Below are 12,975 nucleotides of genomic sequence, written 5' to 3' on the forward strand. Positions count from 1 at the left end.
CGTCACTCTAATCAGACTGACTTCAAATGACTTTTGTCACTCACCTCGCCAGTTGATCTCCACCTCGAGGTCCGAGAGGCCGATTACTCCGAGAAGCAATAAAATTGGGATGAATTGGATTCGCCGGCGTACCGCAGCACCGTAATTCATTTCCACGATAGAGTAGATAACAATTCCGGTCGTGAGATAGGACGTGAGTATGCCGAGATAGTAGGGCCGATTTCGGAGTTTCCCGATACTACGCTTTGCTACCACCGTACTGAAGAGGAGAGCGATGGCACTGACGCTGACCATCGCTTCGACTACTCCTCGAACCTGCCAGGGGAAGGGAGTATACAAGAAGTACACAATCTTGAGTGGAGCATACAGTACGATGTCTAACCATGTATCGTAGTGGAGGTTGATCAGATACGCCGCCTCACCGTGGGCCCGGGCGTGAGCGTATGCATCGACGACATCGGGACTAAGAACCGCCCCATATCCCGTGAACTGCGCGGTATTGAAGGCAAAAAACGTAGCAAAGACAGAGACTACGATGGTAATAGCGGCCATACCATAGGGATTGTCTCGTGATTTCAGATACCCTGCCACTGCGATCATGGCGGCGACTAACAGAATATTCTCGACACGTAAAACGGCGATCACAATGATTCCAAGACCACCCAATATCGCGTCTCTCCATGTGATCGACGCATACATATGCTGAATAGCGAGAACTACCGTCAACAGTGCGACTGTGAGCAAGATCTCGCGCTGTATGACGACTGATCGATACAGAATTGTTGGCCAAAACAGGATGAGGCCGGCAGCAAACGTCGCTTGGTTCCTACTGAGAACAAAGCGACCGATCTTGTAGGATATGTATCCAAGGAGTATACTCGAAACCGATACAGCAATCCGCCCTGCAATCGGATCCTGTCCGATAATAAGATAAAACGGTGTAAGATAATAGGACATAAACGTCCACAGGTTTGGTTCAACTGGCATCGCTGATAGTTCACCCTGGGATAGATGGGTGATAATCTCAATTGTATGCTGATTATGAACGCGTGAGATCGGCGGTGTTGGTAGAAGGGAGAACACCTGATCTGCAATGATAATGAGGAACCTCACCAGCAACGCACCGGCAAGAATCGGCAGCAAAAACCGTCCACACCGGTAGGAGAGAACTCCGACACCGAAGACAATTGTAGTAACAAACAGAACGCTCAAAACCGGCGGTAAAAACACAGAGACCGCCGACGTGAGACAGAGGGACAGAACTAATGCAGTCCAACCAGAGCGCTGTATTCCACTCCATCGCTGATCGGTTTCATTCATGTGTGACTTCACGGTACAATTGTGCGTATTCACTCACCGTCCGCTGGATTGAAAACTCTTCGTTGACTCTCTGGTACGCTTGTTTTCCAAGCTGTTTACGCCGTTCCTCATCTGTGAGGAGACGTGATATTTCATTGGAAATAGCCTCGGGCTTGGACGTGGGTACAAGGACCCCAGCATCCGATAAGAGCTCGTTAAATGGTGGAATATCTGAGGCGATGATTGGGCACTTAGCCGTCATGCACTCCGCAGGGGCAAGCGGTAATCCCTCCCACAGAGAAGGGAACACTCCGACATCAAATGCAGGTAGAAACGGATACACCTCGGGAACGTAACCTGTGAAATGAGTGGATTCGCGAACCTGTTCGTCAATAGCAATTTGCTCAAGCTTATCTCGTTTTGGGCCATCACCAATCAGAATCAGTTTCGCTGTCGGATGCTCTCTCCGCACTTCCGAGAACGCTTTAATCAAATACTCGTATCCTTTCTGCTCAGTCAATCTTCCGACAGAACCGATTATCAACTCTTCCGGAGAGCAGTCCGTATACTGTTGTAGAACAGCTCGACACTCCCCAAAGTGAGATTCTATCTCTTCGACATCTATACCGTTCACGATGGTGTGTTTTGGAGTTGATTTCAGCAGAGGGGCCTCCCACGGGAGAAATGACTCAGTCACTGCATTACTAACTCCTACGATATGATCAGCCAACGGTAGAGACAATCCGTTTGCGACCCGAGCTTGGAATTTATAAGTCTGGTGCATATTGTGTTCCACACTTATAATATTCGGAACATCGACTATCGTGGCCGCAATCCGCCCCCAGACTCCAGAAATAGGCGAGTTCGTGTGCAATATTTCGTGATTCCCCCGGCGGAGTTGGTGGACTAATCGATGAAATGCCACTAAATCGTAGTTTGAGTCGGCATCAATATCAATAACATCGACCCCCTCTTCCTCAAAAAGAGGCCGGTACGTCCCGTCACCGAACATAAAATAGACTGTCAAATCAAACTCGTCCTCGGGAAGTTGTCGACAGATATCGTACAGCAACTGTTGTCCCCCGCCGTGTTCCTTGTTGAGATTCCCGATCAAGAATGCTACATCGATGACCTTGTGTTCGTTATCAGTCATGGCATCATGCGTATCCAAGCTTTTTCAGACGGTCCTCAACCTCATCGTGTACTTCGTTTATTGGTTTTTCCTCTTCGACTGACTTTCGACGACCAGTGTCATGAACCAACCACGGAACTTCCGTTAGCGCACTATTATAAATCCCTCCGTAGTGACCGTAATCCCTGATTGGAAGGTAGTCGTGTCGGTCACCAAGCATTTCGCCGTGGTCCGCAGTTATAACCGTCCGTCCGTTGAACTGTTCAAGTAACTTCTCAACTTCGGCGAGAACGATACTAAGGTTCTCAGAGTACGCTTCCCTGACAGACTCGCTGTTGAACAGTTTGTTATTTCGCACCACTTCAATCAACGATTGGGACCTCTGTTCAATATCTCTCCCTTCTTTCCCAATGAACGGGTGATGCGGCTGAAGGTAGTGAATTAGTAGTCTCTTGTCAGGATATCGGTCATTGATTCGCAGGGCTGTCTCCGTCACGTATTCTGGGTCTACGATTAGTAGGTCTCTATTGACGTAATCGATATCATCCTCTCCGGTCTGTAAGTCAACATATTTGTAAACTTCTGAATCTATTTCGTCTTTTAGTTTTAAAAACCAGCTATTTGCGGAGACATACACTACGTCGTGTAGTTTCATCCCCGAAAAATTGGTTCGTATAAACTCGAACGTCGCCCCGCCCAGTGATTCGTGTGTTTCGAGATCTCCCGGAAGGGTGCTTTCTTTCTTAAATTCATCAAGCCGACAGGAGTCGAGTATTATCAGATTGTCCCACTCTTTGGAAAAGATAGAGACACCATTGGGATTGCCGTCGGCGAAACCACCTCTCGTGTGAAAAATACGATTAACTTCTCTAGCCGCAGCCCTGGGGTCGGAGGCTCCACGCGCCAGATCAGATAGCGTGTACATTGCGATATATTAATTCATACTGCGTGTTACTGACCTAATGACTCTTGTGTATCGGCACCCACCGATCCACAAAACACTTGAATTGATCTTCCGGGAAGATCGGCACATATTGACACGGACGTATCGAAAGGCTAGTATGCTTGGTTTTTAATAGAGATTTCACCTGGTTACTTCGCGTATTCAGAGAATATTTCTCGTACGTCGTTAGAGACCGCTCTGCTTAGTATTGCTGTGATTGTGCAGAAGATTGTGCCACCGATCGTAATCAATACGAGCAGTTGTAGCCATCTTATCTCCGAGAATTGCAGGGATATCAGATAGACTATCGTGGACATGAAGAAACCAGAGATCAGGACCATGGCAAAGTCCCTAAGCGGAACTGAAACGCCGGTGGATTTCACGGACAGCCACGATTTAATCACTGCTCCGCATAAGAACGCAACCCCAGTCCCGGTGGCTGCCCCGGCAAGGCCATACCGCGGAATTAGATAGCTATTAGAGACCAAATTGACGACAATAACGGCGACGGTTATTATTGCAATAACTCTGTCATTGTCCGTAGCCATCAGGATCTTATTCGAGACACTATCGATAGACTGGAATGACCGGCCAAAGAGAAGGAGTACCAACGCAATGTATCCAGAAGCATACTCAGAACCATACAGGAGTCCGAGTAGCGATTCCCCAACAACGACGGAGCCGAGCGCTAAGGGTACAAAAGGCATCGTTGCGTATAGATAGGCTCGTCTGCTGTACCAGTTGAATTTCTCCGAATTACCCCTTTCGATCCATTTAACGAGACGCGGAAACAGCACTCCTGAGGAAATATTGAGGACGAACAATCCCAGCGAGGACAGTCGCCAGATGACCTCATATACCGCCACAGATGCGGGGGCAAGAAAGAATCCGATCAAGAGGGTATCTACCCACTGTTGGCCAAAGTTTCCCCATCGCATTACCGACAGATACCTCCAACCGTGCACAAGCGATCTGAATTCTTCAAGCGGTGGCACTCCCGATAGACTTACATCAATAAATACGTACGAAATCGATACCCGAACAGCCCTCCCAATAAAGTATGCAACGATAACGACTGTGAACGCGGACTCTCCAGCTTGAATAGCTATTACTGCGAAGCAGAACTGCATTATCCTTGAAAATAGCCAGATAATCTCGTTGGGGATGATCTTCTCTTCTCCACGTAACACAATGCCAAGTATGATAGATAATGCTTCTAACGGGAGTGTCAGAATGAGAGCATTCGTGATATCACGGCCTATAAAATTATCAATTACTGTACCAAATGGAATAATCATGAGCGTCAGACAGATCAGCAAAATCAAAATCAGAATCAGCACAGCGGTAAACGTCTCATCCGGGTCGTCAACTCTGCTTATTTCTCGAAACGTGGCGGAGCCCAGTCCAGACACTGTAACAGTCGTTAATACCCCTAAGATCCCGATAAATAGAAAATACTGACCCAATTCAATAGACGATACTAACCTCGTATATATAATAATACCAACAAATCCTACGATGCGATTGGTGAGTTTAATTCCACTCGCACCGACGACCTCCTCAAGAATTCTACTCATCCAAGGTATTCAGAACCGTTCCGACGTGTCGATCCCACGTGTATTCCTCAGCGGTCTCACGCGCATTCTGCCCCATTCGCCGGATATCGCGGGGATTATCCCTGAAATACCGTAGCTTTTCGTCGATCACTGCGGTGTCTTTGGTTGGGACAACGAATCCCTCTTTTCCATCCTCGATAATCTCGTCAACCCCCGAGTTGTCTGTGACGATTACCGGTGTTCCAGTGCTCATTGCCTCGAGTGGAGCCTTTGCGAACCCTTCTGTCAGGCTCGGAAATACAAAGACAGAGCAATCGTGGTAGTACTCTAATGGATCGACAACACCGGGCGTGCTGACGTTGTCGCTCCGATACATTTCTAAGATCGGCTCAATTTCTGGCTCAATACCTCCACATAACTGTAGCTTTGCGTTCTCGTTGTCTTTCCAGCCGTAGTCGTTCCAACACTTAAGAAGGTAAGGCACCCCCTTTAACAGATTTACAGATCCGACGAACAGCGCAGTGAAGTCAGTAGTTCGATAGTCTGGTTTCATCGGGAACTGTCTTGAGTTTATTCCCAGTGGAACGACAGTGATTTTGTTCTCAGAGATGCCGGCATCCGCGTACGATGCTTTGACAAATTCGGACAGCGCGATGATTTTGTCAGCCTTGCGGAGAGATTTCCTCCGGTTGCCGGCATACTTCTCGTGAGTTTCTGAGACCGCAGAGTCTATTCCAAATTCCGCAAGTTCCGATCTGTATCGCTTATTCGACGCCTCAACTAACTCCGAGGACCCTCGGACAACGATCTCTTTTCCTGCTGATTTTCCCCTCTCAAGGGTATGTACGTAGCCAGGGGTATAATGAAAATTGATTCGTGAGGAATCGTCTTCGATCTTCCGAGCTGTGAAGCTATCAAACAGCGTCGTTGAATATGCGTAATTCTCGAAACCCGCCCAAACGTATTTGTTTATGCCGGTCAGGATTTTCGGAATATAGTTCCCGAACGGTATCGGTTCTGATACCGCCGATTTTGGAATTGGGCTGTTAATCACACCTCTGCAGTAGACACGTTCCAACCGATCCCGCTCGTAGAATACTCTGGACATGTGCGTGAGCGCCTGTCCGGTCTGGGTGCCGAGATCAGAGTAGCCGATCAGGGAAATTTTAGACGCGGTCATATTCGTTTGGTACGCTGAGTTCTGTTAGAACAGGCCAGCCTTTATAACTGACTTTCATGATCGAGTTACCTGCGCACAGTTTGGTGTGATAGGCACGTGAACTCACACTCTACCGTGGCCACTGAATGGAAGGTCTTGATCTGTGATGAAGGCTCTAGTTTCATCACCAACCTGCTCTTCGTTCCCGACGGCGCTCTCTGGTTGTGCTATTCAAGGGTGAAGACTCTCCCCTTGCCCAGTGTCCAACAACGAGGTAGTTAGTATGGACCTGTCGTGCCAACAAGGGTACGAATTTGATTCTAATAGAATACTATTTCCCGCTCGCCACGAGACACCTGATAATGACTGAGCGTGGGATAATTTATGTTGCGATGGGGAGGAACTTCGTGGAAGAGGCGATTCTGTCGGCAGAATCAGTTCAGGAGCAGAATAGTCAGATCCCGATTACAATTTTCACCGATAGAGAGATTGACGAAGAAGTATTCGATAACGTTGTCGTTGTAGACGACCCAGAGTATGGATTTCGTGATAAAATAAACTATCTTCAGAGATCTCCGTACGACAAAACGATCTTTTTAGACACCGATACATACGTTACCGGAGATGTCTCCGATTTATTTGCCTTGCTTGATAGATTCGATATTGGCGCGGCACACAACAATGATCATCAGAAGCGTGAGGCGGATGATATGCAATCGGTCCCGGAGTCTTTCCCCGAATATAATACTGGTGTTCTCGCTTTTCGGACTGATGCTATGCAGCAGTTATCAAAGAAGTGGAATGAATTCTACAGCGTTGATCAGTCACATGACCAGCCGTCATTTCGGAAGGCAGTGTATGAGTCTGACATTAGACTGGCTACAATCCCACCAGAGTATAATTGTCTGTTTAGATATCCAGGTCATGCCGTTGGGGAAGTGAAAATTTTCCACGGCCGACTTCTGGATTTTGACGCCGAAGGAGCCGGAAAGTATTACGAAATAGAAAATGCCGTGTCCAGTATAAACGCTACTACAGGATCACGGATTTTTTATCCCCGTTCGACAGGTGGATACTCGGTCAAGTTATCACGAACGTTGCCCCGAAGAATCCGACTTTCGATCAAAGAACGTGGCATTGTCGGGACGGTAAAACGAGCGGCCACGGTGACGCTTAAGAATCTTTTATGATTATTTGAGGAGTTCCCTCCCAAATCACCGGACTCAACACTGAGTAATAAATTTTCTACTCCGCATCATATATAACACGTGGCCACATATGATCATATTGGGATAACTACTCAAATGGGCGTCCAACGAGTTCTCCAGTATGGAACGTATTTGCCTGAACCACTTAAGTATGCAGCGGGAAATGCATTTGCTAAATTGCAACACCTCCGGGGGAAGAATTACGTTGAGAAATCTTGGGAGGGGCACTGCCTACGGTTTGGATACTGGGACCGCGTTACGCTAGGCGTTGCCAACCGCTCAGTAGCTGATGGAATGATTGGGCATGAAATGGTCCCAATAGAAAATCTTCGAGTCAGCAATTCCCGGGATGCTATCCTGGATATCGGGGCTCATATGGGGATTTACACGGTCATTTTGGCTCATTTAAATTCAGACCACCGAATCCACGCCTTTGAGCCAGACTCATACAATATAAATATACTTCGAAGAAATATTAAATTGAATAACTTTGAAGGCAACCGCATTAACGCGCATCAAGCTGTGGTGAGTGACTCCTCAGGTACCACGGATTTTTATACTGACCCTTCGGCGACCGGCACTACGAGCCACACTGTTCAACCGACAAATAGCCACAGCAGTCATAAACGACAGAGCGTGAGTTCAATCAAATGTAGCAAATTCTGCTCCGAGCATGAAATCACAAGACCGTGGGTGAAAGTCGACGCTGAAGGTGTCGAATTAAAAATATTACAGGACCTGTTGAGTTCTGATCAGATCGAGTCAGTTTCCGGATTTATTGAACTTCACTTGAACAGAAAAGACGTCTCTCGGAGGAAGTTCAGAAAAATTATGGATAACAATGGCTATGAATATACGGAAGTAAAGAATAAGTTGGAAGAAACGAACCCCGGATACTTAATTAAACCTGAATAGTAGAGACGACATTGGTATGTCGGGACCACCCTATGAGTTTGCAGGTGAATGAATATATTCAAAATTTTCACATTACAATGATGTTTCTTACTCCACTCGGATCCACAAGTCACAAAGATACTATTATGATGGTAGTAGGCTAATGAGTAGTTATGTACTCTAAGTTCTTAACAGCGGCGGTGTTTAGTTAAGCGTGAAAAGTGAGGCGGACCGATTTTGTGGTGCCTATGCCAGAAATCAGCCGCCTCAGCGGTAATAGCGATTGGATTGATTTGGATTTTGTGGAGCGCGAGCGGACACCCGAGCCGGCGATGAAGCTTGGTATTCAGATGCATCTGGCGGGACTGTCACTTTCGAATACCATCTCTATCCTTGATGATTTGGGTGTCCAACGCTCTCGGAAGGCGGTACACGACTGGGTGCAGAAAGCCGATCTACAGCCGACTAGCGGCAAAAGTCCGAATCAGGTTGCGGTCGACGAGACAGTGATTCGCATCAACGATCAGCAGTATTGGCTGTACGCTGCTGCTGATCCAGCGACGAACGAACTGCTCCATTTGCGGTTGTTTACTGCCACGACAACCGCTCTAACGGAAATATTTCTGCGCGAACTTCGCCAGAAACACGATGTCGAAGACACCGTGTTTCTCGTCGATGGCGCGAACCACCTCCACGCTGCACTGCGCCGAGCAGGGCTGCGATTTCAAACCGAACGCCACGGAAATCGGAATGCTGTCGAACGTATCTTTCGAGAGGTAAAACGTCGAACCTCTTCGTTTTCAAACTGTTTCAGTCACGTCGAACCAGAGACAGCTGAAAACTGGCTCCAAAGCTTCGCTCGCTGGCACAATGCTCCAAACTAAACACTACCGTCCTGCGAAGAGATGGACCTGTAGCATTAATCAAAAAGACGCACAATCACTACTTTTGTAACTCCCATCAGCCGAAACTCCATCTGCAACTCTTGCGAGACAGAGAAAACATAACAGCAGCAGAGATCGGTGTTTGGGAAGGATCTAATGCGGAGTATCTTTTGAACCACTTGGACATTGATGAGTTATTTTTGATAGATCCGTTCGATGCATACGACGAATATCCCGAAAGAAAATCGGATCCAAATAAAATGTCTGCCGCACAGGAGAAAGCACATACTCGGTTGGATAAGTATGATAATGTTAGATGGATCGAGCAGTACTCCTCAGAAGCGATCAAAGAGATAGACCGAGAGTTAGATTATGTTTTTGTCGATGGGAACCATCACTACGAATATGTGAAGTCTGACATTGAGAACTACTATTCACTTTTGGCGGAAGATGGAATAATAGCTGGTGACGATGCTGACTGGAATGGTGTCGCACAAGCTGTTACTGAGTTTGCCGTAGAGAACGAACTCCAACCTCATTTTGAGAGAGATCACCCAGATTGGTTCTTTATTAAGGGCCGACCAATCAGTACAGTTGATCCACTACCGTACTCAGCAGAATCGCAAGCAGTAACAAAAGAGGAGCATTCGATATGAGTTCTAAATGAGATACTATCATGACTGCTAAAGTGACTTCTTCTATCATTCTCTCTGTCCGCCGTGGTCATATACAAAAATAGCGAGATAAACAAGACACACGGGTACTGTCGTTATTTTTTATCTGGACTGGTATCATTCGTTAGTCACTAAACCGACAGACGAACTCAGCGTTTCCAGATTCCATCCTGTGAGGCTAACAGTTGGGTATACGAGTGGGCAAGTAAGTGTGTCGTAGCGTACGACGCTCAGGAAAATTCGGCCCTGATATCAAATCACACAAAGATGGTCACCTGCTTACTCACATTCTGAGCAATCATAGCATCATGGACACCGGCGGCGACGGTCGGCGGCATCGGCGCGAACAGAGAGAATCCCGGCAGGTACTTCTACGACAACGCCATTATGGGGATCGAGCTGCTCGAACAGGCCCGACAGTACGATGTGGACAAGTTCACCATCCTCGGGACAATCTGTGCGTATCCCAATCATACACCGGTTCCCTTCAGCGAAGATGACCTGTTCGATGGCTATCCCGAGGAAACCAACGCCCCATACGGCATCGCGAAAAAGGCGCTGCTGACCCAGTCCCGAGCCTACCGGAAACAGTACAATTTCAACAGCATTTATCTGCTCCCGGTGAACCTCTACGGCCCGCGTGACGACTTCGATCTGGAGACATCACACGTGATCCCGGCGATCATCCGCAAGTGCATCGAGGCACGCGAGAGCGGCGACGATTCGATCACTGCGTGGGGAACCGGTGAGCCGACCCGAGAGTTCCTCTACGTCAAGGATGCTGCCGAGGGGATACTCGATGCCACGGAGCGGTACGATTCCTCGGATCCGGTCAACCTCGGCAGCGGCGAGGAGATCTCGATCAAAGCGCTGGTCGAAACGATCGCCGAGGAGACTGGCTTCGAGGGGGATATCGAGTGGGACACCTCGAAACCTGACGGCCAGCCGCGCCGGAAACTGGATACCTCGCGAGCAGAGGAACGCTTCGGCTGGGAAGCCTCGACGCCGTTTCGGGAGGGGCTTCGGGAGACCATCGACTGGTACGGGACTCACCGAGAGGAGTTACATGAGTGAGTGGATCCCCGACCACGAGTGGGAAACGATCGTCCGGCGCATGCCGATCGTCTCGGTCGATCTGCTCGTCCGATACGACGGAGGGCTCGTCTTCGGGAAGCGGACGAACGAACCCGCGAAAGGTGAGTGGTTCATCCCCGGCGGGCGCGTCTCCAAAGGCGAAACGCGGCAGGAGGCCGTCCACCGCGTCGCCGAGGACGAACTCGGGATCTCTGTCGAAATCGTCGAATCGCTCGGTGCCTTCGAGCATTTCTACGACACCGCCGACGTCGAGGGCGTCGAGTCGAAACACTACCTCGCCAACGGCTACGTCGTCGATCTCCAGGACGGCAACCCAGGGACCGACGACGACCAGCACGATGCCGTTGAAGTGTTCCAGTCACCGCCCGAGTCGCTTCACCCGCACATCCGCGCCTACCTCGACGCGTCGGAGACTCTCGACTGGTAGCAGATCGGGAGCCGTTCGATTTTCGTATTCATACCGCTGAGTTCGCCAGCGACAGCTGCTCGTGTCCGATCGCTCGTAACGCATGCGCACGTATTCAGATGGCCTCGTACAACGCACAGACGGACCGAGACAATGCCACCGACCAGTCCCTGGCAAAAAGAGAGACTGCCGGAACGTGTAGTTGTTGTTGTGACTTCTCCCTCCTTAATCACCTCTATCCGACTCGATACCCCACCGTGTCGAATGTTCTGACCATAGCACAATCACTGAGCCACCCTACCCACACCCCACCGTGTCGAGTGTTCGACCAGCCTCACAACTGACCCAGCACACGCTCCGGAAGCACAACCCCTTCCAGATCAGCGACGACCTCCTGAACAATCCCCAGATCGACGCTGAACTCGTATTGGTAGTACTGCTCACCGTTTCGCCCCTCGTTGCGGGACTGCCGATCCAAAATACCAAGCATAGCAAGGTCGGCCAGATGATCGTGCATACGCCGACGCACCAACGGATCGATCTCAGAGCGGTCAGCGATCGTCCGATACCGAGGGTAAACCTCCCGAACCCGCGCAGGTGTGTCCTCCTCAACTGCGAGATGGAGTGTGGCCACGAGCGCGAGATGTCCGTGCTGGGTTAACTCCCGCATTCCGTGCTCGATCTGGCTCTGTTCGAGCTCTTCACGGGCGTCGTAATCCCCTCAACGATTCACTCGGTCAGTTCGACTAGAGTGAAAGAGTAGATTTCGTGTGCTTTTCGCCGTGCGCCACTCCAAGCACAGACGTACACATAGAGAGTACGTTTCGTGTGCTCTCACCGGGTGTGTTTGGCGATCTCCGTCCGGGTTTCTAACACAATCTCTGGATCCAGATCCAACTCATACTCGTAATACTGGCCACCGCTCAACCCCTCATTCCGCTCATGGCGGCGAAGGAATCCCAGCATATGGAGGTCTGAGAGGTGATCCTGGATGCTTTTTAATGTCGACAGCGTTTCGAGACGGATTGCGCGAGACAATCGAGTGGTACGAGAATCACCGCGATGAACTCCATGAGTAAGTGGATACCCGACGAGGAATGGGCGACAATCGTTCGAAACGTGCCCATTGTGTCCGTCGATCTCCTCATACGGTCAGAGGAGGGAATCGTCCTCGGCAAACGGACCAACGAACCTGCGAAGGGAGAGTGGTTTATTCCAGGCGGACGAGTCCACAAGGGAGAGACAAGAACGGAAGCAGTCGACCGTATCGCTGCGGACGAACTGGGAGTCGAAGTCGAAATCGTGGAATCGCTCGGTGCCTTCGAGCACATCTACGAGACTGCAGAGATCGGCGGGGTAGGAACCAAACACTATCTCGCAAACGGATATGTCGTGGACCCATTGACCGACCAATTCCAAGCCGATGGACAACACGCCGATTTTCAGGTATTCACTGCAGCACCGCAATCACTGCATCAGAACGTGCGTGCCTATATCCAAGCGGCGGAGACGGCTGAACTATCGTGACCAATTGTAGTGTAGTCAGAAGCACCGTTTGTATTTCGCTGAGTGAGAAATTGTTTGGAATCTGAATTCTGGGATTGAACTTGCCAGACTGGTCTAACCGGAAAATTAATTGAGTGAGTAGCCTTCCGTAGGCGAACTCTACACCCATGGCGCCAACTCTATCAGACAATTCGTCTAAGTTGTCGGAACTAACTACGT

At 49.3% G+C, this 12,975-nt stretch carries 14 protein-coding genes; 7 read left to right on the forward strand and 7 right to left on the reverse strand.

Annotated features, from left to right (window positions below):
* Positions 1-36 precede the first annotated feature (36 nt).
* From GRX03_RS02210 to GRX03_RS02230, 5 genes are all read right to left on the reverse strand, one after another.
* Complete coding sequence (locus tag GRX03_RS02210; protein ID WP_159762551.1) at positions 37-1,320, reverse strand: hypothetical protein; 1,284 nt, start codon at positions 1,318-1,320, stop codon at positions 37-39.
* The gene (locus GRX03_RS02215) at positions 1,313-2,452 is read right to left on the reverse strand and encodes a glycosyltransferase (RefSeq protein WP_159762552.1); all 1,140 of its coding nucleotides are present in this window, start codon (positions 2,450-2,452) and stop codon (positions 1,313-1,315) included. Before GRX03_RS02215 ends, GRX03_RS02210 begins: the two co-directional genes overlap by 8 nt.
* A 4-nt stretch (positions 2,453-2,456) precedes the next feature.
* The gene (locus GRX03_RS02220) at positions 2,457-3,356 is read right to left on the reverse strand and encodes a hypothetical protein (RefSeq protein ID WP_159762553.1); all 900 of its coding nucleotides are present in this window, start codon (positions 3,354-3,356) and stop codon (positions 2,457-2,459) included.
* A 167-nt stretch (positions 3,357-3,523) separates the two neighbouring features.
* Entirely contained in the window at positions 3,524-4,951 is a 1,428-nt protein-coding gene (locus GRX03_RS02225; RefSeq protein WP_159762554.1) for a lipopolysaccharide biosynthesis protein, read from the reverse strand.
* Complete coding sequence (locus GRX03_RS02230) at positions 4,944-6,110, reverse strand: glycosyltransferase family 4 protein (protein WP_159762555.1); 1,167 nt, start codon at positions 6,108-6,110, stop codon at positions 4,944-4,946. Before GRX03_RS02230 ends, GRX03_RS02225 begins: the two co-directional genes overlap by 8 nt.
* A 341-nt stretch (positions 6,111-6,451) precedes the next feature.
* On the opposite strand from GRX03_RS02230, the gene GRX03_RS02235 reads away from it, so the two are divergent.
* From GRX03_RS02235 to GRX03_RS02260, 6 genes are all read left to right on the forward strand, one after another.
* Positions 6,452-7,279 carry a glycosyltransferase gene (locus GRX03_RS02235; protein WP_159762556.1) on the forward strand — a complete coding sequence of 276 codons (828 nt, stop codon included), beginning with the start codon at positions 6,452-6,454 and terminating at the stop codon, positions 7,277-7,279.
* Between the two features lie 78 nt (positions 7,280-7,357).
* Positions 7,358-8,212, forward strand: coding sequence for an FkbM family methyltransferase (locus GRX03_RS16685; protein WP_159762557.1), 855 nt, complete (start codon positions 7,358-7,360; stop codon positions 8,210-8,212).
* 227 nt (positions 8,213-8,439) lie between these two features.
* Positions 8,440-9,075 carry an IS6 family transposase gene (locus GRX03_RS02245; protein ID WP_159762558.1) on the forward strand — a complete coding sequence of 212 codons (636 nt, stop codon included), beginning with the start codon at positions 8,440-8,442 and terminating at the stop codon, positions 9,073-9,075.
* A 101-nt stretch (positions 9,076-9,176) separates the two neighbouring features.
* The gene (locus GRX03_RS02250) at positions 9,177-9,731 is read left to right on the forward strand and encodes a class I SAM-dependent methyltransferase (RefSeq protein WP_159762559.1); all 555 of its coding nucleotides are present in this window, start codon (positions 9,177-9,179) and stop codon (positions 9,729-9,731) included.
* A 318-nt stretch (positions 9,732-10,049) separates the two neighbouring features.
* Positions 10,050-10,823, forward strand: coding sequence for a GDP-L-fucose synthase family protein (locus GRX03_RS02255; RefSeq protein WP_368278048.1), 774 nt, complete (start codon positions 10,050-10,052; stop codon positions 10,821-10,823).
* Positions 10,816-11,271, forward strand: coding sequence for an NUDIX domain-containing protein (locus GRX03_RS02260; protein WP_159762560.1), 456 nt, complete (start codon positions 10,816-10,818; stop codon positions 11,269-11,271). The genes GRX03_RS02255 and GRX03_RS02260 overlap by 8 nt, the downstream gene beginning before the upstream one ends.
* 313 nt (positions 11,272-11,584) lie before the next feature.
* Here GRX03_RS02260 and GRX03_RS02265 read toward each other — a convergent pair whose 3' ends face one another.
* Both GRX03_RS02265 and GRX03_RS16995 read right to left on the reverse strand, forming a co-directional pair.
* A complete protein-coding gene (locus tag GRX03_RS02265) occupies positions 11,585-11,920 on the reverse strand; it encodes a hypothetical protein (protein WP_159762561.1) in 336 nt (111 codons plus the stop codon).
* A 164-nt stretch (positions 11,921-12,084) separates the two neighbouring features.
* Positions 12,085-12,390, reverse strand: coding sequence for a hypothetical protein (locus tag GRX03_RS16995; RefSeq protein WP_368278050.1), 306 nt, complete (start codon positions 12,388-12,390; stop codon positions 12,085-12,087).
* Between GRX03_RS16995 and GRX03_RS02275 the strand changes: the two genes are divergently transcribed.
* A complete protein-coding gene (locus GRX03_RS02275) occupies positions 12,313-12,777 on the forward strand; it encodes an NUDIX domain-containing protein (RefSeq protein WP_159762562.1) in 465 nt (154 codons plus the stop codon). The two genes, GRX03_RS16995 and GRX03_RS02275, sit on opposite strands and share 78 nt — an antisense overlap.
* Positions 12,778-12,975 lie beyond the last annotated feature (198 nt).

The organism is Halovenus carboxidivorans (assembly GCF_009831575.1).
Taxonomy (GTDB): Archaea; Halobacteriota; Halobacteria; order Halobacteriales; family Haloarculaceae; genus Halovenus; species Halovenus carboxidivorans.

Coding starts and splice junctions, on each gene's coding strand:
- GRX03_RS02210 (WP_159762551.1), bottom strand. CDS start 1,320: ATGAATGAAACCGATCAGCGATGGAGTGGAATACAGCGCTCTGGTTGG.
- GRX03_RS02215 (WP_159762552.1), bottom strand. CDS start 2,452: ATGACTGATAACGAACACAAGGTCATCGATGTAGCATTCTTGATCGGG.
- GRX03_RS02220 (WP_159762553.1), bottom strand. CDS start 3,356: ATGTACACGCTATCTGATCTGGCGCGTGGAGCCTCCGACCCCAGGGCT.
- GRX03_RS02225 (WP_159762554.1), bottom strand. CDS start 4,951: ATGAGTAGAATTCTTGAGGAGGTCGTCGGTGCGAGTGGAATTAAACTC.
- GRX03_RS02230 (WP_159762555.1), bottom strand. CDS start 6,110: ATGACCGCGTCTAAAATTTCCCTGATCGGCTACTCTGATCTCGGCACC.
- GRX03_RS02235 (WP_159762556.1), top strand. CDS start 6,452: ATGACTGAGCGTGGGATAATTTATGTTGCGATGGGGAGGAACTTCGTG.
- GRX03_RS02245 (WP_159762558.1), top strand. CDS start 8,440: ATGCCAGAAATCAGCCGCCTCAGCGGTAATAGCGATTGGATTGATTTG.
- GRX03_RS02260 (WP_159762560.1), top strand. CDS start 10,816: ATGAGTGAGTGGATCCCCGACCACGAGTGGGAAACGATCGTCCGGCGC.
- GRX03_RS02265 (WP_159762561.1), bottom strand. CDS start 11,920: ATGCGGGAGTTAACCCAGCACGGACATCTCGCGCTCGTGGCCACACTC.
- GRX03_RS02275 (WP_159762562.1), top strand. CDS start 12,313: ATGAACTCCATGAGTAAGTGGATACCCGACGAGGAATGGGCGACAATC.